The sequence below is a fragment of the Enterobacter sp. FB genome (assembly GCF_000805795.1).
Lineage (GTDB): Bacteria > Pseudomonadota > Gammaproteobacteria > Enterobacterales > Enterobacteriaceae > Enterobacter > Enterobacter roggenkampii.
The window spans coordinates 45,305-67,176 of the sequence record NZ_JSZC01000006.1 but is presented as its reverse complement, the minus strand read 5'-3'; the positions used below and the strand labels follow the sequence as shown (position 1 = coordinate 67,176).

The 21,872-nt window shown below is 53.5% G+C and carries 19 protein-coding genes; 8 read left to right on the top strand and 11 right to left on the bottom strand.

What is annotated here, in order from left to right; translation table 11 throughout:
* Positions 1-634 precede the first annotated feature (634 nt).
* On the top strand, positions 635-5,095 hold the full coding sequence (gltB, locus tag PI91_RS02725; protein ID WP_039265401.1) for a glutamate synthase large subunit: 4,461 nt from the start codon (positions 635-637) through the stop codon (positions 5,093-5,095).
* Between the two features lie 9 nt (positions 5,096-5,104).
* A complete protein-coding gene (gene gltD / locus PI91_RS02720) occupies positions 5,105-6,523 on the top strand; it encodes a glutamate synthase subunit GltD (RefSeq protein WP_039265400.1) in 1,419 nt (472 codons plus the stop codon).
* Between the two features lie 181 nt (positions 6,524-6,704).
* On the opposite strand, the gene PI91_RS02715 is transcribed toward gltD, so the two are convergent.
* The 9 genes from PI91_RS02715 to zapE form a co-directional block, all read right to left on the bottom strand.
* A complete protein-coding gene (locus tag PI91_RS02715) occupies positions 6,705-7,265 on the bottom strand; it encodes an outer membrane protein (RefSeq protein WP_023294675.1) in 561 nt (186 codons plus the stop codon).
* On the bottom strand, positions 7,262-9,676 hold the full coding sequence (locus tag PI91_RS02710) for a fimbrial biogenesis outer membrane usher protein (RefSeq protein WP_039265399.1): 2,415 nt from the start codon (positions 9,674-9,676) through the stop codon (positions 7,262-7,264). Before PI91_RS02710 ends, PI91_RS02715 begins: the two co-directional genes overlap by 4 nt.
* Before the next feature lie 15 nt (positions 9,677-9,691).
* Entirely contained in the window at positions 9,692-10,396 is a 705-nt protein-coding gene (locus PI91_RS02705) for a fimbria/pilus chaperone family protein (RefSeq protein ID WP_023294677.1), read from the bottom strand.
* 120 nt (positions 10,397-10,516) lie between these two features.
* Positions 10,517-11,194 (bottom strand): DUF1120 domain-containing protein, encoded by a 678-nt coding sequence (locus PI91_RS02700; RefSeq protein WP_008502828.1) that lies wholly within the window; start codon positions 11,192-11,194, stop codon positions 10,517-10,519.
* Positions 11,195-11,644: 450 nt separating this feature from the next.
* On the bottom strand, positions 11,645-12,142 hold the full coding sequence (gene sspB / locus PI91_RS02695; protein ID WP_025912562.1) for a ClpXP protease specificity-enhancing factor: 498 nt from the start codon (positions 12,140-12,142) through the stop codon (positions 11,645-11,647).
* Positions 12,143-12,147: 5 nt separating this feature from the next.
* Positions 12,148-12,786 carry a stringent starvation protein SspA gene (gene sspA, locus PI91_RS02690; RefSeq protein ID WP_008502830.1) on the bottom strand — a complete coding sequence of 213 codons (639 nt, stop codon included), beginning with the start codon at positions 12,784-12,786 and terminating at the stop codon, positions 12,148-12,150.
* Between the two features lie 308 nt (positions 12,787-13,094).
* On the bottom strand, positions 13,095-13,487 hold the full coding sequence (gene rpsI, locus PI91_RS02675; RefSeq protein WP_003860436.1) for a 30S ribosomal protein S9: 393 nt from the start codon (positions 13,485-13,487) through the stop codon (positions 13,095-13,097).
* Between the two features lie 15 nt (positions 13,488-13,502).
* Positions 13,503-13,931: a 50S ribosomal protein L13 gene (gene rplM / locus PI91_RS02670; protein WP_003860434.1), complete on the bottom strand. Its 429-nt coding sequence runs from the start codon at positions 13,929-13,931 to the stop codon at positions 13,503-13,505.
* 299 nt (positions 13,932-14,230) lie between these two features.
* Positions 14,231-15,355: a cell division protein ZapE gene (gene zapE, locus PI91_RS02665; protein WP_039265398.1), complete on the bottom strand. Its 1,125-nt coding sequence runs from the start codon at positions 15,353-15,355 to the stop codon at positions 14,231-14,233.
* Positions 15,356-15,544: 189 nt separating this feature from the next.
* On the opposite strand from zapE, the gene zapG reads away from it, so the two are divergent.
* The 3 genes from zapG (at position 15,545) to degS (ending at position 18,641) form a co-directional block, all read left to right on the top strand.
* Entirely contained in the window at positions 15,545-15,943 is a 399-nt protein-coding gene (gene zapG, locus PI91_RS02660; protein WP_039265397.1) for a Z-ring associated protein ZapG, read from the top strand.
* 171 nt (positions 15,944-16,114) lie between these two features.
* On the top strand, positions 16,115-17,482 hold the full coding sequence (gene degQ / locus PI91_RS02655) for a serine endoprotease DegQ (protein WP_021242281.1): 1,368 nt from the start codon (positions 16,115-16,117) through the stop codon (positions 17,480-17,482).
* Positions 17,483-17,573: 91 nt separating this feature from the next.
* Complete coding sequence (gene degS / locus PI91_RS02650; protein WP_008502834.1) at positions 17,574-18,641, top strand: outer membrane-stress sensor serine endopeptidase DegS; 1,068 nt, start codon at positions 17,574-17,576, stop codon at positions 18,639-18,641.
* Positions 18,642-18,697: 56 nt separating this feature from the next.
* Here degS and mdh read toward each other — a convergent pair whose 3' ends face one another.
* Positions 18,698-19,636: a malate dehydrogenase gene (gene mdh, locus PI91_RS02645; RefSeq protein ID WP_008502835.1), complete on the bottom strand. Its 939-nt coding sequence runs from the start codon at positions 19,634-19,636 to the stop codon at positions 18,698-18,700.
* Positions 19,637-20,033: 397 nt separating this feature from the next.
* Between mdh and argR the strand changes: the two genes are divergently transcribed.
* The 3 genes from argR to yhcN (PI91_RS02630) all read left to right on the top strand — a co-directional run bounded on the left by argR (position 20,034) and on the right by yhcN (PI91_RS02630) (position 21,520).
* Positions 20,034-20,504: a transcriptional regulator ArgR gene (gene argR / locus PI91_RS02640; protein ID WP_008502836.1), complete on the top strand. Its 471-nt coding sequence runs from the start codon at positions 20,034-20,036 to the stop codon at positions 20,502-20,504.
* Positions 20,505-20,879: 375 nt separating this feature from the next.
* Positions 20,880-21,143, top strand: a complete 264-nt coding sequence (gene yhcN / locus PI91_RS02635) for a peroxide/acid stress response protein YhcN (protein ID WP_008502837.1) — start codon at positions 20,880-20,882, stop codon at positions 21,141-21,143.
* A gap of 110 nt (positions 21,144-21,253) precedes the next feature.
* Complete coding sequence (gene yhcN / locus PI91_RS02630; protein WP_008502838.1) at positions 21,254-21,520, top strand: peroxide/acid stress response protein YhcN; 267 nt, start codon at positions 21,254-21,256, stop codon at positions 21,518-21,520.
* Between the two features lie 61 nt (positions 21,521-21,581).
* On the opposite strand, the gene PI91_RS02625 is transcribed toward yhcN (PI91_RS02630), so the two are convergent.
* The gene (locus PI91_RS02625) at positions 21,582-21,854 is read right to left on the bottom strand and encodes a barstar family protein (RefSeq protein ID WP_008502839.1); all 273 of its coding nucleotides are present in this window, start codon (positions 21,852-21,854) and stop codon (positions 21,582-21,584) included.
* Positions 21,855-21,872 lie beyond the last annotated feature (18 nt).

Here is a 21,872-nt window from a genome sequence, read left to right as displayed (position 1 = left end):
GTCGGCGATGACCTGGATCAATCGCCCTGGACGGCCTTTATCTATATGAATAAATACTCAGGATTACTGCAATTTCATTCACGCCGCATGTGATTACTTTTCCTTATGTTCTGATTGTTTTTTTCATTTATAGCGCCATCACTGAAAAACAGTGTGTTTATGCGGGTTTGCGGCCAATGCCAGATTATTGTTCTGCTATAAAACCGCTATTCAGCACGCTACATGGATAATACCGCTTTCATATAGTGAGTCAGATCACACTCCGCTGCGCTCTTTCAGGGCATTCATTCAATGTAAAACCAGTTAAATAACCTTAAAATACAAAAAGATAAACTCTCTTTAGCACATTTTTGTATAAATAAGATTGCCATTTGACCTGTGTACCAATTCCCGATAAGTTGGAAATCCGCTGGAAGCTTTCTGGATGAGCGGCCTGCTCATCATATTTATGCAGTAATTGAGATTCCCTCTGAAGCAAGTCCTCAAACTTGTTTACCTGCGCGAAAGGATGAAAAAGAGGGCGAATGCGAGGTCCGCGTATGAAACGCAAACCCCGTCGCCATGCTCTTTCTGTGCCTGTGCGCCACGGTAAAGTTCAGTGGGAAGCCCGACGAGCCTGGGGAGGTTCACTGATATGTTGTACGATAAATCCCTTGAGAAGGATAACTGTGGTTTCGGCCTGATCGCCCACATAGAAGGCGAACCTAGCCACAAGGTGGTGCGTACCGCTATTCACGCACTGGCCCGTATGCAGCACCGTGGCGCCATCCTTGCCGATGGTAAAACTGGCGACGGTTGCGGCCTGCTGCTGCAAAAACCGGATCGTTTCTTCCGCATCGTGGCGGAAGAGCGCGGCTGGCGTTTAGCCAAAAACTACGCTGTCGGCATGCTGTTCCTGAACCAGGATCCTGAAAAGGCTGCCGCCTCACGCCGCATCGTCGAAGAAGAACTTCAGCGTGAAACCCTGTCGATTGTCGGCTGGCGCGATGTGCCAACCAACGAAGGGGTGCTCGGTGAAATCGCCCTCTCCTCGCTGCCTCGTATTGAACAGATTTTCGTCAACGCGCCTGCGGGCTGGCGTCCGCGTGATATGGAACGCCGTCTGTTTATCGCCCGCCGCCGCATTGAAAAACGTCTCCAGGACGATAAAGAGTTCTACGTCTGTAGCCTCTCTAATCTGGTAAACATCTATAAAGGTCTGTGTATGCCGGCTGACCTGCCGCGCTTCTACCTGGACCTGGCGGACCTGCGTCTGGAATCGGCCATTTGCCTGTTCCACCAGCGCTTCTCCACCAACACCGTTCCACGCTGGCCGCTGGCGCAGCCGTTCCGCTACCTGGCGCATAACGGCGAGATCAACACCATCACCGGTAACCGCCAGTGGGCCCGCGCCCGTACCTACAAGTTCCAGACGCCACTGATCCCTGACCTGCACGATGCCGCGCCGTTCGTGAACGAAACCGGCTCGGACTCCAGCTCGATGGATAACATGCTGGAACTGCTGCTGGCGGGCGGGATGGATATCGTGCGCGCCATGCGTCTGCTCGTGCCGCCGGCCTGGCAGAACAACCCGGATATGGACCCTGAGCTGCGCGCGTTCTTCGACTTTAACTCCATGCACATGGAGCCGTGGGACGGCCCGGCGGGCATCGTCATGTCCGACGGTCGTTTCGCTGCCTGTAACCTGGACCGTAACGGCCTGCGTCCGGCGCGCTACGTCATCACCAAAGACAAGCTCATCACCTGCGCCTCTGAAGTCGGCATCTGGGATTACCAGCCTGACGAAGTGGTCGAGAAAGGCCGCGTCGGTCCGGGCGAGCTGATGGTGATCGACACCCGCAGTGGACGCATCCTGCACTCCGCCGAAACCGACAACGATCTGAAGAGCCGCCATCCGTACAAAGAGTGGATGGAGAAAAACGTGCGTCGTCTGGTGCCGTTTGAAGATCTGTCGGATGAAGAAGTGGGCAGCCGCGAGCTGGACGATGACACCCTCGCGAGCTACCAGAAGCAGTTTAACTACAGCGCGGAAGAGCTGGACTCCGTCATCCGCGTGCTCGGTGAGAACGGCCAGGAAGCGGTCGGCTCGATGGGTGACGATACCCCGTTTGCCGTGCTCTCCAGCCAGCCGCGCATCATTTACGACTACTTCCGCCAGCAGTTTGCGCAGGTCACTAACCCGCCAATCGATCCGCTGCGTGAAGCCCACGTGATGTCGCTGGCCACCAGCATCGGTCGCGAGATGAACGTCTTCTGCGAGGCCGAAGGCCAGGCGCACCGTCTGACCTTTAAATCGCCGATCCTGCTGTACTCCGATTTCAAACAGCTCACCACCATGAAAGAGGAGCACTATCGCGCCGACACGCTCGATATTACCTTCGACGTGAACGACGCGAGCCTCGAAGATACGGTGAATGCGCTGTGCGACAAAGCCGAACAGATGGTGCGTAACGGTACCGTGCTGCTGGTATTGTCCGACCGCAACATCGCGAAAAACCGTCTGCCGGTGCCTGCACCAATGGCGGTGGGCGCTATCCAGACGCGTCTGGTGGATAAGAGCCTGCGCTGCGACGCCAACATCATTGTTGAAACCGCCAGCGCGCGCGACCCGCACCACTTTGCCGTGCTGTTAGGCTTTGGCGCGACGGCGATCTACCCGTACCTGGCCTATGAAACGCTGGCCCGTCTGGTGGATACCCGCGCGATCGACAAAGATTACCGCGCGGTGATGCTGAACTACCGTAACGGCATCAACAAAGGTCTGTACAAGATCATGTCCAAAATGGGCATCTCGACCATTGCCTCCTACCGCTGCTCGAAGCTGTTTGAAGCGGTCGGCCTGCACGATGAGGTCGCCAACCTTTGCTTCCAGGGCGTGGTCAGCCGCATCGGCGGCGCCGGTTTTGCTGACTTCCAGCAGGATCTGGTGAACCTGTCCAAGCGCGCCTGGCTGGCACGTAAGCCGCTGGATCAGGGCGGTCTGCTGAAATACGTTCACGGCGGCGAGTATCATGCCTACAACCCTGACGTGGTGCGCACGCTGCAGCAGGCGGTTCAGAGCGGCGAATACCGTGATTATCAGCAGTACGCTGAGCTGGTGAACAACCGTCCGGCGGCGACGCTGCGCGACCTCATTGCCCTGAATCCGGGTGATGAAGCGGTCAGCATTGACGAAGTCGAACCGGCATCCGAACTGTTCAAACGCTTCGATACCGCGGCGATGTCCATCGGCGCGCTGAGCCCGGAAGCCCACGAGGCGCTGGCGGAAGCCATGAACAGCATCGGTGGCAACTCTAACTCCGGCGAAGGCGGTGAAGATCCTGCCCGTTACGGCACCAACAAGGTGTCCCGTATCAAGCAGGTGGCATCCGGCCGCTTTGGCGTGACGCCAGCGTACCTGGTCAACGCCGACGTGATTCAGATTAAAGTCGCTCAGGGTGCGAAACCGGGCGAAGGCGGTCAGCTGCCGGGTGATAAAGTTACCCCGTACATCGCCAAACTGCGCTACTCGGTACCGGGCGTGACGCTGATCTCCCCGCCGCCGCACCACGATATCTACTCTATCGAGGATCTGGCGCAGCTGATTTTCGACCTGAAGCAGGTCAACCCGAAAGCGATGATCTCCGTGAAGCTGGTTTCCGAACCGGGCGTCGGCACCATTGCCACCGGCGTGGCGAAGGCCTATGCGGACCTTATCACCATCGCCGGTTATGACGGCGGTACCGGCGCAAGCCCGCTCTCCTCCGTGAAATATGCGGGCTGCCCGTGGGAACTTGGCCTGGTGGAAACCCAGCAGGCGCTGGTCGCTAACGGTCTGCGTCACAAGATCCGTCTGCAGGTGGACGGTGGCCTGAAAACCGGCCTCGACATCATCAAGGCGGCGATTCTGGGTGCGGAAAGCTTTGGCTTCGGTACCGGCCCAATGGTTGCGCTCGGCTGTAAATACCTGCGTATTTGCCACCTGAACAACTGCGCAACCGGCGTTGCAACCCAGGACGAGAAGCTGCGTAAGAACCACTACCACGGCCTGCCGTTCAAAGTGACCAACTACTTTGAGTTCATCGCCCGTGAAACCCGCGAGCTGATGGCGCAGCTGGGCGTGAAGCGTCTGGTGGACCTGATTGGCCGTACCGACCTGCTGAAAGAGCTGGAAGGCTTCACCGCCAAGCAGCAGAAGCTGGAGCTGTCTAAGCTGCTGGAAACCGCGCAGCCGCATCCTGGCAAAGCGGTCTACTGCACCGAGAACAACCCGCCGTTCGACAACGGCGTGCTGAACGCGCAGCTGCTGCAGCAGGCGAAACCGTATGTGGACGAGAAGCAGAGCAAAACGTTCTGGTTTGATATCCGCAACACCGACCGTTCCGTGGGTGCCTCCCTCTCCGGCTACATTGCACAGACGCACGGTGACCAGGGGCTGGCAGCCGATCCGATTACCGCACACTTCAGCGGTACTGCGGGTCAGAGCTTCGGCGTGTGGAACGCAGGCGGCGTTGAGCTGTACCTGACCGGCGATGCCAACGACTACGTCGGTAAAGGCATGGCGGGCGGTCTTCTGGCGGTACGTCCTCCGGTCGGCTCAGCCTTCCGCAGCCATGAAGCCAGCATTATCGGTAACACCTGCCTGTACGGCGCAACCGGCGGTCGTCTGTTTGCCGCGGGCCGTGCGGGCGAGCGTTTTGCGGTGCGTAACTCCGGTGCTATCACCGTGGTGGAAGGCATTGGCGATAACGGTTGTGAATACATGACGGGCGGGATTGTTTGCGTTCTGGGTAAAACCGGCGTGAACTTCGGCGCAGGCATGACGGGCGGTTTTGCCTACGTCCTGGATGAAGACGGTGAGTTCCGTAAACGCGTGAACCCTGAACTGGTAGAAGTGCTGGACGTTGACACGCTGGCCATTCACGAAGAACACCTGCGCGGTTTGATTACCGAACACGTGCAGCATACCGGTTCTTCGCGCGGCGAAGAGATCCTGGCGAACTGGCCGGCGTTCTCTGCGAAATTCGCGCTGGTTAAGCCGAAGTCCAGCGATGTTAAAGCCCTGTTGGGTCACCGTAGTCGTAGCGCAGCAGAGCTGCGCGTGCAGGCGCAGTAAGGAATTCAGATGAGCCAGAACGTATACCAGTTTATCGACCTGCAGCGTGTTGATCCGCCAAAGAAACCGCTGAAGATCCGCAAAATTGAATTTGTTGAAATCTACGAGCCGTTTTCAGAAGGACAGGCCAAAGCACAGGCAGACCGCTGCCTGTCCTGCGGTAACCCTTACTGCGAATGGAAATGTCCGGTACACAACTACATCCCGAACTGGCTGAAGCTGGCCAACGAAGGACGTATTTTTGAAGCCGCCGAACTCTCTCACCAGACCAACACCCTGCCGGAAGTGTGCGGCCGCGTGTGTCCTCAGGATCGTCTGTGCGAAGGTTCCTGTACGCTGAACGACGAGTTTGGCGCGGTGACCATCGGCAACATCGAGCGCTATATCAACGATAAAGCGTTCGAGATGGGCTGGCGTCCGGACATGACCGGCGTGAAGCAAACCGACAAGCGCGTGGCGATCATCGGCGCGGGCCCGGCGGGCCTGGCCTGTGCGGACGTGCTGACCCGCAACGGCGTGAAGGCGGTGGTCTTTGACCGCCATCCGGAGATTGGTGGCCTGCTGACCTTTGGTATCCCGGCCTTTAAGCTGGAAAAAGAGGTCATGACCCGTCGCCGTGAAATCTTCACCGGCATGGGCATTGAGTTCAAACTGAACACAGAAGTGGGCCGCGACGTACAGCTCGACGATCTGCTGAAGGATTACGACGCCGTGTTCCTGGGCGTGGGTACTTATCAGTCCATGCGCGGTGGTCTGGAAAACGAAGACGCGCCGGGCGTTTATGACGCGCTGCCGTTCCTGATTGCCAACACCAGGCAGATTATGGGTTATGGTGAAACCGCCGATGAGCCGTTCGTCAGCATGGAAGGCAAACGCGTGGTGGTGCTGGGCGGCGGTGATACCGCGATGGACTGCGTGCGTACCTCCATTCGTCAGAATGCGGCGCACGTGATCTGCGCCTACCGTCGTGACGAAGAGAACATGCCGGGCTCTAAGCGCGAAGTGAAAAACGCGCGTGAAGAGGGCGTAGAATTCCAGTTCAACATCCAGCCTCTGGGTATTGAAGTGAATGCCAACGGTAAAGTGAGCGGCGTGAAGATGGCGCGCACTGAGATGGGCGCACCGGATGCAAAAGGCCGTCGTCGCGCCGAGATCGTGGCCGGTTCTGAACACGTGATCCCGGCCGACGCCGTGGTGATGGCGTTCGGTTTCCGCCCTCACAGCATGGAATGGCTGGCGAAGCACAGCGTTGAGCTGGACTCGCAGGGCCGTATTATTGCGCCAGAAGGCAGCGATAATGCCTTCCAGACCAGCAACCCGAAAATCTTCGCCGGTGGCGATATCGTTCGCGGTTCCGACCTGGTGGTGACGGCGATTGCCGAAGGGCGCAAAGCGGCTGACGGGATACTGAACTACCTGGAAGTGTAAGAAAAAAGGGAATAAACCTTCCGGTTTATTCCCTTTGTTACCTACAGCGTAATCAAAAAAATTTCAGATATTTCAGCATGAAGGTTGCCAGCCTATCAATGCTTGAGTCAGCTGCAAGAAAAAAACAGGCATTTCATTGGCGATAGAAATAATGAAGAGCTATTTTTTACTCCCCGAAATGCTACCTCGTCAGCAGAGTCCAGGTTAAGTCACTTTCCAGTACGGTTTGATCGGTGATGCGGCTAAACGCATTGTCATCCAGCACAGGTGATAGCGTGACCCGGAAATTCATCTGCTGGCCTGAAGGCACCTGATTATTATCAACCGCAATAACCGCTTCATTATTACGCACATAAAACGGCGAAGGCGTGCCGCTTTGCGGAGTAAAACCGAGCTGATCGACCGTTTTGCCGACGGTGTAATTTTTACCGTCGATGGTCATATCATCGATTTTAACCGCCATCCCGCCAGACTGGCCGAATGTGAAGCGCCCTTTATCGCCTGCCGTCCCCTGTAACAACACCGCCATTTGCTGCGGCTGCGGGCAGTAAACATTAACGTTGAGGGTACGGTCCGCCATTTTGTGCCAGTTCTGCTGGGTTTTATCGATATTATCTCGACGCATTTCATGGTAATCCACCACCGGCTGCGAAAGCGATATTTGGCAATCTTCCGCATTTGCAGTCGCCACGAAGAAAAGTATCCCCAGCGCTGTTAATCCTACTGTTTGTTGATAATTCATCGGCATACTCCGTTTACTTCTTCATAGAAGGCGTCTTCATCGCGTTTCTCAGGAAGAGCGAAATCGAGTTTGCACAAACGATTGTTGTTGGCGTCCATGGCGTACAGCGCCGGTAACTGATCCGCATCGTTGATAAAGACATGACCATCATCAACGACCGTCACAATGTAGTTGCCCTTCTCATCCACGATTGCCAGCCCTTTTCTCAGCGGCTGACCATCGGTTTGCTTCATACGCAGCATCACACGTCGGCTGTTCAGCACCTTGAAGTCAAGCTCGCTGACTGAAGCGTGACCTGCGGCGATATATCGGGTGCCGTTTGCCAGCGTCATATTCTGCGGCAGCTTGTTGGCATCCACTTCTATACGCGAATTGCGCCACTCGTTTAGCGAAGGTACAACCGCCTGTCCCCAGGCATCGGTCCAGACCGTACCCTGTGGCGTAGCGATTTCTACCCCGCTTTTCTTCTCGCTCAGTCTGGCAATCGCAAAGGTATCGCGAATCGCATACGGCGAGAACGTCACGCCATTTTTGTGCATAGCGATGCCGCCCGCCAGGGTGGCGTTATAGTTACGCTGGTGATCACCGTTGCTGCCACCACCCACGCTCAGCTGGGTGTAATGCAGGTTGGTGTTAAGGTTACCGTTGAAGCTATTATCGCTGGACGACTGGTCACGATCGGCGGCGATATAGTAGTGTGTGTTTTCGCCCAGCGAACCGCTGTTGGCCACACCGTAAGTGGTATTGTCGCCCTGTTTGCGCATGTAAGTGCTGACAGACTGCCCCGGACTCAGCGGAATGCTGACGTTGATGTACAGCATTTCATCATCCTGGTCGTCATCGACGTTGCCCACAGCGCTTTGCCAGTTGGCGGTAACGCTGGCATATTTAAATGTCTTACCCCACGACAGAAGCAGATAGCGGGAATCCTCAGAGTTCCCGCTGCTCTGGTTATAGTTGAAGCCTGCTGAGAAAACGCCTGCCAGACCGGATGAGAAACGTATGCTGCCGGAGTAGGCGTTATCGTACCCCTGATAGTCATCGTCCATCGCTTCTGCCATCTCACGGTAGCCGCCGCTGTAGTGCGTCGCGCTGGTGGAAAGCGATACATGGGAGGAAAGCGTAAGATCGCTTCCTAGCTCGGTTTTAAGTCCACTGTTGCTGTCACCAAACGACTCTTTGCTTGCCGCAACCGTCGTGGAAACAGACCAAAGATCGCTGATAAGAAAATCGGTACGACCGCCAGCTGCCTGGTAATCTTGAGCGGCAGTACCGGAGGCCAGAAGGTTCATCCACGGGAAAATGCGCCAGCCGTCGGAAACGTTCATCACCAGCGGATCGCTGTAGTCGCTATCGATACTGCGCACCTGACCGGCAGACACGGTAAGCCCCTGCGGGCGAGAAAGATTTCGCTGCTTCACAGCGGCAGCAGGAACAATAAAGTGATTCGTGGAGCCGTCCGACTCTACGACGGAAACGTCTAAATCGACGTTGTTACGCGCAACCGGCACGTCATCCAGCGTAAATGGTCCCGCGGGCACGAGCGTACTGAAGATCAGCTGATTGTTCTGGCGAATCTCCACGCGAGCCTGGGAGGAACGGGCAATGCCTGACACGCTGACGCCGCTGCCGTCTTTTGTCAGCCCGCTAGTCGGCATAAGCTGGATACCGGTAATGGGTATGCCGCTCAGCACATTAGACATGGCATTAATTTCACCGACCTGCATGGTTAACTTCTGCGGGACAAAAACATGCTCTGCGTAGGTGTAAATGCTTTCGGCATTTTTCTTGCCATTGTCATCCGTCAGGATGTAATTACTGCGAAGCGACCAGTCAAATGCGTTAAAACCCGCTTCCAGATTGGCCTGCGAATAGCGGGTTTTGTCGCTACCGCCATATTCGTTACGGGTGCTGAAAAGCGAATAGTTGAGCATCCCGGCGGCACCGCCGTGCTGGAAGTTTCGGATATCCGACGACAGGCTGTTTACCGCTTCAGGCGGCAGATACAACTCAACGGCTTCCTGGTTTGGCAACGCGTTGATTACCGCTTTCGGGTAGTCGTCGCGGATGTTGTGGCACGCCTCGCCTGCCTTCAGGGGGACTGGCATGAGGCCTGCGAAATCAAGCAGATCGTTATCAAAACACAGCACGCCGTCCTTATTGAAACGGACGGCGGCCATTCCGCGATCTTCACCATTCACTTTAACGTTCACGGAATGGGTTCCGGGCAGAAAACGCGGTGCTTCAGCGAAATAATGGTTCAAGTCGCTCGATAACCCCAGCGTTTTCATTACCCCCGTATCAAACGTCACTTCCCTTGCGAGTACGGAGGCGGAGTCAAACATCATCAGAGGCAAGGTGCCGCAGAGAACTGCGCGGACACAAAGTGCAATACGGCTTTTTTTATTCACCGTTTGATCCCTATATTATTTATTTAATTCTGAGGTAAAACTCGGCACTTCAATGCCATAACGGCTGGCCGGGAAAAACTTAACGTGGCTATCACCGCTGCTCGTTTTGTTCAACGCAGCCGTCATCGTCTCACCTGGCAGAAGGTAAGTTTTGGAAAGCGTGGCGTTTGCGCCTGAAGGTTGTAATACGACTTTTTGTGCCAGACGAACAACGTACTTACTTGGGTTGGTTACTTTTACAGAAGATCCGATCGTAGACCATTTGAGGTATTTCCACGCATCCGTCACGACCCCCAGCGTAGCCGGGCGTATTAGCACTGGAATATCCTGGCGAATATTAATGCCAATTTTAATTTTTTTATCGTCATTTTTTGGTGGAATACCGTCAAATGTGACGCGTTTTAAATGCTCAACATCCAGCGGCTGCTTGCTTTGCAAAATAAAACGAAGCTGCTGCGTTTGGCCCGGCTCAAGGCGAACCACAGGCTGCGTGACGATCAACTTAAGCCCCTGGTCGTCCGGCAGGTCTACAACGTTCGTATATAATAAGGATGGGTGTGAATCCGTATTTTTTACGTTAATGGTACCGCTGTGTGTGGCTTCATCAATAATTAGCAGGCTGGTTTCTGGCACCATACCTTCTGCATGCACCGCAAAATTGGCGGAAAATAAAGCGACAGTAAAAAGTGTTTTAAATATATTCGACCTTATGCATTGCATAATATTATCTCCTTGATAGCCCAACAGAACATTCCATGTTTATCGTGCTGTTAAAAAGAGAGTAAATGCAGAACATTCACTCTCTGGATTATTTTAAAATTACTTTTACTCAATAAAGTCTTACAGATAACGCAGGCTGATGGTCAACTGACCGTCAAGCTGAGTATCGTCCGTAATCGCCAGAGTTGTGGTGTCCTGAAGAGCCAGTGAAGTTGCCAGCGGGAAGGTCGCGGTCTGGAAGGCCAGCGGATCCAGAGAACCTGCAGACGCAACGGTGAAGTCACGAATATGGCTGCCCTGAGAAGAACCGTTGGTGGATTTGGTCCAGGTACCCGTCGCGTTCTGCTGATAGATTGGATCTACCGCAGCACCATCAGCCGTTACGCTGTCTACTTTAACTAGCAGAGCGTAAGAGCCAATGTTAACGCCACCCGCGGTTTTGCCCACACCGTAAGTTTGGCTAGCGCCTTTAATAATACCACCACCAAACATACCGTTTTCTACGGTCAGACCCGCGTTAGTATCAGCGCGATCGTCAACCATATTCCAGGACACTTTTGTTGCTGCGGTGCAGTTAATGGTCAGATCGATATTCTTCTGTCCCAACTGGTTGACAGCAGAAGCGTTCAGACTGCCCAAATTAATTGTACCGTAGTCAACAGTACCGCCGTTGCTTAATACTGGCGTACATGCTGCATTCGTCAGCGTACCTTTAACCTTCAGTACAGCTGAAGGGTCTGCAGCAAATGCTGAAGTCACACACAGAGAAAGCGCAGTAGCGAGTAAAACTTTTTTCACTTGTTAATCCTTAACATATGAGTAATTGCAATATTTAACCCAGTAATGATAAATACCTTTACCAGTTACTGATTGTCGTCATGCTTGTCAGCATGTGCACATAGTATTGTTTTTATAAATACATGCAATTTAGCAAAATTAACTATTCTATTAAGGATAACCACAAAATGATTTTTTCCTTATTTTATTAAGATATTACCCAATCAAAAAAGAGATCAACATCAAAAAAATAATATTACTCAGAATCCCTCTTTACTTTTCTCATCGTTTTGATATTAGTTCACACCTCATTTATTCATGGGATTTATAAATCTATTTAATTATTAATCAAGCAATGAAGAAACAAGAGATATAAACAATGCTTATTTAAAAATATTACAACGGTAGATTGATACAGAAATAAAAAAAGCCAGTGATATCACTGGCTTTTTACAAACGGCGCAAGCGGATTTATTTCACAACGCGTAGCGCTGGACGACCACCGCGCGGAGGCGGATCGTCATCAGGGTCATTGTCATCTTGATGATCGGGTTTGTCGCCATCGATAATTGACATCACCGTGTCGCTTTCACGCTCATCAGATGCATTGTCATCATTCAGGCTGGCAACGTCTTCATCATATGCCGCTTCCGGCTCGAACATGGTACCCGCACCGTTTTCACGCGCGTAGATAGCCAGCACAGCAGCCAGCGGTACGGAAACCTGGCGCGGTACGCCGCCGAAACGCGCGTTGAAGCGCACCTCATCGTTTGCCAGCTCCAGGTTACCCACCGCGCGCGGGGCGATGTTCAGTACAATCTGTCCGTCACGTGCGTATTCCATTGGAACCAGCACGCCCGGCAACGTCACATCCACAACCAGGTGCGGCGTGAGCTGGTTATCCAGCAGCCATTCATAGAAGGCGCGCAGCAGATACGGACGGCGTGGGGTAAGTTGTGACATTTCCACAGTCATTAGCCTCGGCCGAGACGCATTTCACGTTCCGGTTCAGTTAAAGATGCCAGGAAAGAGTCGCGCTCAAAGACGCGAGTCATGTAGCCCTTCAGCTCTTTCGCGCCAGGACCGCTGAACTCTACGCCCAGGATTGGCAGACGCCACAGCAGCGGTGCCAGGTAGCAATCCACCAGGCTGAATTCATCGCTCAGGAAGAACGGTTTCTGACCAAACACCGGGGCGATTGCCAGCAGCTCTTCACGCAGTTGCTTACGCGCAGCGTCGGCTTCCGCAGCGGATCCGCTGGTAATCACGTTCATCAGCGAATACCAGTCTTTCTCGATACGCTGCATGTACAGGCGGCTTTCACCACGCGCAACAGGGTAAACAGGCATCAGCGGCGGATGCGGGAAACGCTCATCCAGGTATTCCATAATGATACGGGATTCCCACAGGGTCAGCTCGCGATCCACCAGCGTCGGTACGCTTTGGCTCGGGTTGAGATCGATCAGATCCTGAGGCGGGTTATCCTTTTCCACATGCTCGATCTCAAAACTGACACCCTTCTCGGCCAGCACGATACGAACCTGATGGCTATAAATGTCAGTAGGACCAGAAAACAGCGTCATTACCGAACGTTTGTTGGCAGCGACAGCCATGAAAACCTCCAGGTATATTCAGAATTTTTACTGCTACCAGCCCAACAGGGGCCAGCCAGATGTTGTATCGCCCATCCCAGAGAAGACACATTGTTCAAGAATCGAACAAAAATCGAGTATTCACCGATATTTGGGCAGAAAATTGGATGATAGTTTACCAGATTTTGATGGCTTTGTGGTGAGGGGATTCTGGAAATGTGGAAAAAGAGAAGATATATGCATGGATATTGTGGATAACCTGCGCATTATCCATAAAAAAACCCGCCGAAGCGGGTTTTTCGCCAATCGTTCTGCGTAAGCAGAATGGATTAACGTTTGGAGAACTGTGGACGACGACGTGCTTTACGCAGACCCACTTTCTTACGTTCAACCTGACGCGCGTCACGAGTAACGAAGCCAGCTTTACGCAGTTCAGAACGCAGGGATTCGTCGTACTCCATCAGAGCGCGGGTGATACCGTGACGGATCGCACCTGCCTGACCGGAGATACCACCACCTTTAACGGTGATGTACAGATCCAGTTTTTCTACCATATCAACCAGTTCCAGCGGCTGGCGAACTACCATGCGGGCAGTTTCGCGACCGAAGTACTGTTCCAGAGAACGCTGGTTGATTACGATTTTACCACTGCCCGGTTTGATGAAAACGCGAGCTGCGGAACTTTTGCGGCGACCAGTGCCGTAGTATTGATTTTCAGCCATTGCCTATAATCCCGATTAGATGTCAAGAACTTGCGGTTGCTGTGCCGCGTGGTTGTGCTCGTTGCCTGCGTAAACTTTCAGTTTACGGAACATAGCACGACCCAGCGGGCCTTTTGGCAGCATGCCTTTAACCGCGATTTCAATCACACGCTCAGGACGGCGGGCAATCATCTCTTCAAAGGTCGCTTCTTTGATACCACCGATGTGGCCGGTGTGGTGGTAGTACATTTTGTCAGTACGCTTGTTGCCGGTAACAGCAACTTTGTCAGCGTTCAGAACGATGATGTAATCACCGGTATCAACGTGCGGAGTGTATTCCGCTTTGTGCTTACCGCGCAGGCGACGAGCCAGTTCAGTAGCCAGACGGCCCAGAGTTTTACCGGTCGCGTCAACAACATACCAGTCGCGCTGTACGGTTTCTGGTTTAGCTGTAAAAGTTTTCATTAAAAGCTTACCCAAATAATAAGTTACACGTTGGTGAACACCCAAACGTTTAGTCAGTTGAGGTTCACACGACAAAGTCCGGCAAACCTACCCCTTCGAATAGCACATGCCGACACATAGAAAGTTTCGGGAAAAAAACCTTCTCGTAACGTGGGGTCGCAAGATTATAGAGAAGTTGAGGTCAAAGATCGACCCTTAAATGTGATTCAAATTGGGTTTTTCGAGGCGGTGGAAAATGCCGGGTGGCGGCTGCGCCTTACCCGGCCTACAAGTCCCCCTTCACAGGGAGAGGGTGGCATTTATGGCATATGCTCCAGCTTCAGGTATTCCTCGCTCTGCATCTCCTGCAGGCGAGACAGGCAGCGCTGGAACTCAAACTTTAGCCGCTCCCCCTGGTAGATCTCATATAAAGGAACCTCGGCGCTAATCACCAGCTTAACGTGGCGCTCGTAAAACTCGTCCACCATCGCGATGAAGCGCCGCGCCTCGCTCTCCATCAGCCGCGTCATCACCGGCACATCCAGCACCATCACGGTGTGGAACAGACGTGAAAGCGCAATGTAGTCGTGCTGGCTGCGGGCATCAACGCACAGCGTCGTAAAGGAGACCGCCAGCGTTTGGTTTTCAACGCCGAGCGTTGGCAGCGGGCGATGGTTAATCTCGAGTTCCGGGGCGTGGTCGCGTTTTGCCCCCGCCAGCGCCAGCCAGAGTTTATCCATCTCGCGGGTGGTCTCTGCATTTAACGGCGAGAGCCACAGGTGCGCCTGGGTTAAGGTGCGCAGGCGATAATCGACACCGGCATCAACGTTCATAATGTCACAATGCTGCTTAATGGCGTCGATGGCAGGCAGGAAGCGTGCCCGCTGCAGGCCGTTGCGGTAAAGCTCATCCGGCGGAATATTCGACGTGGCCACCAGCGTGATCCCGCGGGCAAAAAGCGCTTTCATCAGGCCGCCTAACAGCATGGCATCGGTGATGTCAGACACAAAAAATTCATCGAAGCAGAGCACGTCCGTTTCCGCCTTGAACCTGTCGGCCACAATCTCCAGCGTATCGCTTTTACCCTGCAGCGCAGTCAGCTCTTCATGCACACGCAGCATAAAGCGGTGGAAGTGCAGACGCTGTTTACGCGCCCCCGGCAGGCTCTGGTAGAACATGTCCATCAGCCAGGTTTTTCCGCGACCGACCCCGCCCCACATATAAAGACCGCGCACCGGCGCGTGGGCCTGTGGCGCTTTTTTTCCGAGCAACCGTCCAAATGCCGCCTTTAGCCCACCATTCTGTTCGGTTTCAGCGGGTTTGGCCGTGAGTTCCTGATAAATCATCTCCAGACGACTTACCGCCTCACGCTGTACGTCATCCGGCTGATGAGTGCCCTCGTTTAGGGCCAGTTGATATCGCGATGCAGGGGACAGGTTTTGCATAATCTTATTGTTATTCCTTCAATTAACGCTCACCAGCAGACGTGACTGATGAAAAAAAGGCCGTTCTACACTACGCGATGATACGTCAGGATTCCACTTCTACGGAAATAGCGGTTATAGTGGCATTATCAGGCACAGGCAGGAGCCGAGCCAACACCCTACGGAACAACAAGACAACGGGAGAAGTTCATGACCTGGGAATATGCGCTAATCGGTTTAGTCGTCGGCATCGTCATCGGTGCTGTGGCCATGCGTTTCGGTAATCGCAAATTGCGTCAGCAGCAGTCACTGCAGTACGAACTGGAAAAGAACAAAGCCGAGCTGGAAGAGTATCGTGAAGAGCTGGTCAGCCATTTTGCCCGTAGCGCCGAGCTGCTGGACAACATGGCGACCGACTATCGTCTGCTGTATCAGCATATGGCAAAAAGCTCCAGCAGCCTGCTGCCAGAAATGACGGCGGAAACCAATCCGTTCCGCAACCGTCTGGCAGACTCTGAAGCCGGTAACGACCAGGCGCCTGTTCAGATGCCTCGCGACTATTCAGACGGCGCGTCCGGCCTGCTGCGCGGCGGTGTAAAACGCGATTAATCGCACAACCTGAATTTATTTTACGGGCGCAGCGATTGCGCCCGTCCTTTCTTCCTGACCCCAGCTATCATTTAGTTAAACACCTCATTGTTCAGCGGTTTAAAATTCAATAACATCAACGTGTTTTTGGGGCCGTTTTTCCTTTATTCCAGGTTACGAGAGTCAACATCGATGAAGAAAAAAAACCAGCTGTTGAGCGCTATCGCGTTAAGTGTCGGGTTATCTCTCTCGGCGTCCGTCCCTGTATTTGCCGCCCTTCCCTCCCAGGTGCCTGGCCAGGCGGCCATTCCAAGCCTTGCCCCCATGCTGGAAAAAGTGTTGCCTGCGGTGGTCAGCGTTCAGGTTGAGGGCACGGCGGTACAAAGCCAACGCGTCCCTGAAGAACTGAAAAAATATTTTGGCGATGAGTCTCCCGACCAGCAGGCCCAGCCTTTTGAAGGCCTGGGTTCCGGCGTCATTATTGATGCGGCAAAAGGCTACATTCTGACTAACAATCACGTCATCAGCCAGGCCGATAAAATCAGCGTCCAGCTAAACGATGGCCGCGAATTTGATGCCAAACTGATTGGCGGTGATGACCAGAGCGACATTGCGCTGTTGCAGGTACAAAACCCGAGTAACCTGACCCAGATTGCCATCGCAGACTCCGACAAACTGCGCGTCGGTGATTTTGCCGTCGCCGTGGGTAACCCCTTTGGCTTAGGGCAAACCGCCACTTCCGGGATCGTCTCCGCGCTGGGACGCAGCGGCCTCAATCTGGAAGGGCTGGAAAACTTTATCCAGACCGATGCCTCAATCAACCGCGGGAACTCCGGCGGGGCGTTACTTAACCTTAACGGTGAGCTGATTGGGATCAACACAGCCATTCTGGCCCCGGGTGGCGGCAGCATCGGGATCGGTTTTGCGATTCCCAGCAATATGGCCAAAACCCTGGCGCAGCAGCTCATTCAGTTCGGCGAAATCAAACGCGGGCTGCTGGGTATTAAAGGTATGGAGATGAGCGCCGATATCGCCAAAGCGTTCAACATCAACGTACAGCGCGGGGCGTTTGTCAGTGAAGTGCTGCCTAACTCCGGCTCGGCAAAAGCAGGTATCAAATCGGGCGATGTGATCGTCAGCCTCAACGACAAGCCGCTGAGCAGCTTTGCCGAGCTGCGCTCGCGGATAGCGACCACCGAACCCGGCGCCAAAGTGAAGCTGGGTCTGATCCGTGACGGTAAGCCGCTGGACGTTGAAGTGACGCTGGATAAGAGCACCTCCTCCTCTGCCAGTGCGGAGCTGATCGCCCCGGCGCTGCAGGGTGCGACGCTGAGCGATGGACAGCTGAAAGACGGTACGAAAGGCATTCGCATCGACACCGTTGAGAAGAGCAGCCCTGCCGCACAGGCCGGATTGCATCAGGAAGATGTGATCATTGGGGTAAACCGCAATCGCGTGCAGTCCATTGCCGAACTGCGCAAGGTGATGGAGAGTAAACCGGCGGTTATTGCCCTGCAGGTCATGCGCGGCAATGAGTCTATCTATATTCTGTTGCGCTAAGCATTTGCGACCCGGACATCACCGCTGCGTGTGATGTCCGGATAACTCATGTTATGCTGCAAATCGTTCCTTTTTTAACGACACGCGCATCATGCTTTTAAAGCTCTTACGTTCTATTGTCATCGGTTTGATTGTCGCTGGCCTGCTGCTGCTGGCGCTGCCGTCTTTACGTCAGTTCAATAAACTGTCGGCCCCTCAGTTCGATAGCACGGATGAAACGCCGGCCACCTATAACCAGGCCGTTCGCCGTGCCGCACCTGCCGTAGTTAACGTCTATAACCGTGGCCTGAATACCTCAGCCCATAACCAGCTGGAGATCCGCACTCTCGGCTCCGGGGTAATCATGGACGAGCGCGGCTACATTATTACCAACAAGCACGTGATAAACGATGCCGACCAGATCATCGTCGCCCTGCAGGATGGCCGCGTGTTTGAGGCATTACTCGTTGGCTCTGACAGCCTGACTGACCTCGCCGTCCTGAAGATTAACGCCACGGGCGGTTTGCCGGTCATCCCGATCAACCGTAAACGTACCCCGCATATTGGTGACGTCGTCCTGGCGATTGGTAACCCTTACAACCTGGGCCAGACCATCACCCAGGGGATTATCAGCGCGACCGGGCGTATTGGCCTCAACCCATCCGGACGGCAGAACTTCCTGCAAACCGATGCCTCCATCAACCACGGTAACTCCGGCGGTGCGCTGGTCAACTCGCTGGGCGAACTGATGGGCATCAACACCCTCTCGTTCGATAAGAGTAACGACGGCGAGACGCCGGAAGGGATCGGCTTTGCCATTCCGTTCCAGCTGGCGACCAAAATTATGGATAAGCTGATCCGCGACGGACGCGTGATCCGCGGCTATATCGGTATCGGTGGCCGTGAAATTGCGCCGATGCATACCCAGGGTGGCGGGATCGATCAGATCCAGGGCATCGTGGTGAACGAGGTGGCGCCAGGGGGTCCGGCGGCCAACGCGGGGATTCAGGTCAATGACGTCATTGTGTCGGTCAACGGCACGCCGGCGGTTTCTGCGCTGGAGACGATGGACCAGGTGGCAGAAATTCGCCCGGGCTCTATCATCCCTGTTGAAGTCATGCGCAACGATAAGAAACTGACGCTGCAGGTCACCATTCAGGAATACCCGGCAACGAACTGACAGGCATAAAAAAACGGAGCGATAAGCTCCGTTTTTTTGCCGGGAGACGGTTCGTATTACTTGTTAACGAACTCTTCACCCAGGGTGATATCTTTCTTCAGCGTATCCAGCATGCCTTCCATCGCGTGTTGTTCAAACGCGCTCAGCGTACCAATGGATTTACGCTCTTCGATACCATTTTTGCCCAGCAGCAGCGGCTGAGAGAAGAAGCGAGCGTGTTCGCCATCGCCTTCAACGTAAGCGCATTCAACAACGCCTTTCTCGCCCTGCAGGGCGCGAACCAGTGACAGACCGAAACGTGCAGCCGCCTGGCCCATAGACAGGGTTGCAGAACCGCCACCCGCCTTCGCTTCCACCACTTCGGTGCCCGCGTTCTGGATGCGTTTAGTCAGGTCAGCCACTTCCTGCTCGGTGAAGCTCACGCCTGGGATCTGCGACAGCAGAGGCAGGATGGTAACGCCAGAGTGACCGCCGATGACCGGCACTTCCACTTCTGTTGGCTGTTTGCCCTTCAGCTCAGCAACAAAGGTGTTGGAGCGAATGATATCCAGCGTGGTTACGCCGAACAGTTTGTTTTTGTCGTAAACACCTGCTTTCTTCAGCACTTCTGCCGCGATAGCAACGGTGGTGTTCACCGGGTTAGTGATGATACCGATGCACGCTTTCGGGCACACTTCAGCAATCTGCTGCACCAGGTTTTTCACGATGCCCGCGTTGACGTTGAACAGGTCTGAACGATCCATGCCTGGCTTACGCGCCACGCCTGCAGAAATCAGCACCACGTCGGCACCCTGCAGAGCAGGACGCGCATCTTCACCGGAGAAGCCTTTGATTTTTACAGCGGTAGGGATGTGGCTCAGGTCAACCGCCACACCAGGGGTTACCGGAGCAATATCGTACAGGGAGAGTTCTGAGCCTGAAGGCAGTTGGGTTTTCAGTAGTAGGGCAAGCGCCTGGCCGATACCACCAGCAGCGCCGAGGACTGCGACTTTCATCCTAAACTCCTTATTATGGTTAACTTAAGTATCTGTAAATCCGTTGCGGCGACCATAATTCAGCAAGTGTTTAATTACAATTTTCGTAGCTAAAGAATTTGAGGTCGCGCGACTTTATCTCTCTTCAGAAGGCTATCTGACGACAGACGGCAACGAATTAAGAGGTGGTTACAATACACCCTGCCCCGCCACCAAAACAACATCATTTTGATAACATTTAATTTACTTTTAAGCTTATTTGCGCGGCGTGACCCAGGCATGTTTTCTGATAACGAATTCTGATAAAATCACTCCCTTTCATAACATTATTTCAGCCTGGCGCTGAGTAGATAATTTGCATAAAAATTCATCCACATGCATAATAATGTTGTTTCTATCGTCATATTCCGGGTGACTTATGCGAAGCTCGTCTAAGCAAGAAGAATTAGTAAAGGCGTTTAAAGCGCTACTTAAAGAAGAGAAATTCAGTTCTCAGGGAGAAATTGTTCAGGCGCTGCAGGAACAGGGCTTCGACAACATCAATCAGTCGAAGGTCTCCCGCATGTTAACGAAATTTGGCGCGGTACGTACCCGTAACGCCAAGATGGAGATGGTCTATTGCCTGCCGGCTGAACTTGGCGTGCCGACCACCTCCAGCCCGCTCAAGAATCTGGTTCTGGATATCGACTACAACGATGCCGTTGTGGTGATCCACACAAGCCCAGGTGCCGCACAGCTGATTGCCCGCATGCTGGACTCATTGGGTAAAACGGAAGGTATCCTCGGGACTATCGCCGGTGATGACACCATCTTTACCACGCCAGCCAGCGGTTTCTCCGTTAAAGATCTCCACGAAGCGATTCTGGTTCTGTTCGAACAGGAACTCTAATCCCCTTTCCCCGTAGCGCCGCTGCGGGGATCGTTCTGCCTCCACACCGTTTCGCCCTCTTTTTCACTGCCTCTGCCTTTGACAAATAGTGCTTTTTACCACCCATTAACATTCACCTAGTGAATGCTAAATCAAAAAATCGCACAAAAAATCAAAAGCTGATATCCATATGATTTCATTAGACATAACCAACTAAAATGTGCAAAAAATACCCAATATTATGCAATTTGGTTATAAAAAAAAGACTGTTTAACACGTAATAACAATAGAAACCATTAGTCTGGTATTAATTTTTTCCGTTATTAGTGTATACTTGATTTTGTGATGAGGGTCACGAAACAAGACCCCACTAAAAAATTCGACGAGGTAAAAATCATGAAAATCAAATCAACTGTAGCGGCGCTGAGCGTCCTGTCTGTCCTGTCATTCGGTGCCTTCGCGGCTGACGCTATCAATGCTGACCAGGCGCAATCCCGCCAGGCCATCGGTACGGTTTCTGTCGGCGCGGTCGGCACATCGCCAATGGACATGCATGAGATGCTGAACAAAAAAGCGGAAGAAAAGGGTGCGTCATCCTATCGCATCATCGAAGCGCGCTCTGGTGCACACTGGCACGCCACCGCTGAGCTGTACAAATAAGTTTGAGCAATAACTGAACACGTAAATCTCCACTCAACGGCACCAGGCATAAAAATAGCGGTTCAACCCTTCTCGCCGTTGAGCAAAAACCCTATTCAGGAGTAAAGACTATGAAAACCAAATTGATCATCGCAACCCTCGGTCTGGCATCTGTTCTCTCTTTCGGCGCAAGCGCAGCCGTACAGCAGGTGAATGCCGACCAGGCACAAAATCTGCAGCCTATGGGCAGCATCTCCGTGACGTCTGTTACCGGCTCTCCGATGGATATCCGTCACGAACTGGCTGCCAAAGCTGAAAAAGCAGGTGCCAGCAGCTATCGCGTCACCGAACTGAATCAGGGTGACCACTGGCATGCAACTGCAGAACTGTATAAATAAACCCTCGTCGTATCTCATCATACGACTTGCCCCTGGCCTGATGGTCAGGGGCTTTTTTCATTCAGTGCCGCGCGTTAAAACGCAGCTGCCCTTCCAGCTCTTCTTCCGCTTCATCGAACAGTAATATCAGTGCGCCAAAGCGTCTGCGCAGCTTATCGGGCAAATGGATGAACTCAATTTCCAGCGGTAGCGGCAGCAGGCTACCGGTCACCACGTCCCACAGCGTATCCAGATTCGTCACGCTTTCCCGTTCAAGATCAAACACCCGGATAAATTCACGGTAGAAGTCTTCCTGACTGTCGATCTCGTCAAAATCAAAGGTATAGGTTTTCATTGCCAGCCACCCAGTCCA

Coding starts and splice junctions, on each gene's coding strand:
- gltB (WP_039265401.1), top strand. CDS start 635: ATGTTGTACGATAAATCCCTTGAGAAGGATAACTGTGGTTTCGGCCTG.
- gltD (WP_039265400.1), top strand. CDS start 5,105: ATGAGCCAGAACGTATACCAGTTTATCGACCTGCAGCGTGTTGATCCG.
- PI91_RS02715 (WP_023294675.1), bottom strand. CDS start 7,265: ATGAATTATCAACAAACAGTAGGATTAACAGCGCTGGGGATACTTTTC.
- PI91_RS02705 (WP_023294677.1), bottom strand. CDS start 10,396: ATGCAATGCATAAGGTCGAATATATTTAAAACACTTTTTACTGTCGCT.
- sspA (WP_008502830.1), bottom strand. CDS start 12,786: ATGGCTGTCGCTGCCAACAAACGTTCGGTAATGACGCTGTTTTCTGGT.
- rpsI (WP_003860436.1), bottom strand. CDS start 13,487: ATGGCTGAAAATCAATACTACGGCACTGGTCGCCGCAAAAGTTCCGCA.
- rplM (WP_003860434.1), bottom strand. CDS start 13,931: ATGAAAACTTTTACAGCTAAACCAGAAACCGTACAGCGCGACTGGTAT.
- zapE (WP_039265398.1), bottom strand. CDS start 15,355: ATGCAAAACCTGTCCCCTGCATCGCGATATCAACTGGCCCTAAACGAG.
- zapG (WP_039265397.1), top strand. CDS start 15,545: ATGACCTGGGAATATGCGCTAATCGGTTTAGTCGTCGGCATCGTCATC.
- degQ (WP_021242281.1), top strand. CDS start 16,115: ATGAAGAAAAAAAACCAGCTGTTGAGCGCTATCGCGTTAAGTGTCGGG.
- degS (WP_008502834.1), top strand. CDS start 17,574: ATGCTTTTAAAGCTCTTACGTTCTATTGTCATCGGTTTGATTGTCGCT.
- mdh (WP_008502835.1), bottom strand. CDS start 19,636: ATGAAAGTCGCAGTCCTCGGCGCTGCTGGTGGTATCGGCCAGGCGCTT.
- argR (WP_008502836.1), top strand. CDS start 20,034: ATGCGAAGCTCGTCTAAGCAAGAAGAATTAGTAAAGGCGTTTAAAGCG.
- yhcN (WP_008502837.1), top strand. CDS start 20,880: ATGAAAATCAAATCAACTGTAGCGGCGCTGAGCGTCCTGTCTGTCCTG.
- yhcN (WP_008502838.1), top strand. CDS start 21,254: ATGAAAACCAAATTGATCATCGCAACCCTCGGTCTGGCATCTGTTCTC.
- PI91_RS02625 (WP_008502839.1), bottom strand. CDS start 21,854: ATGAAAACCTATACCTTTGATTTTGACGAGATCGACAGTCAGGAAGAC.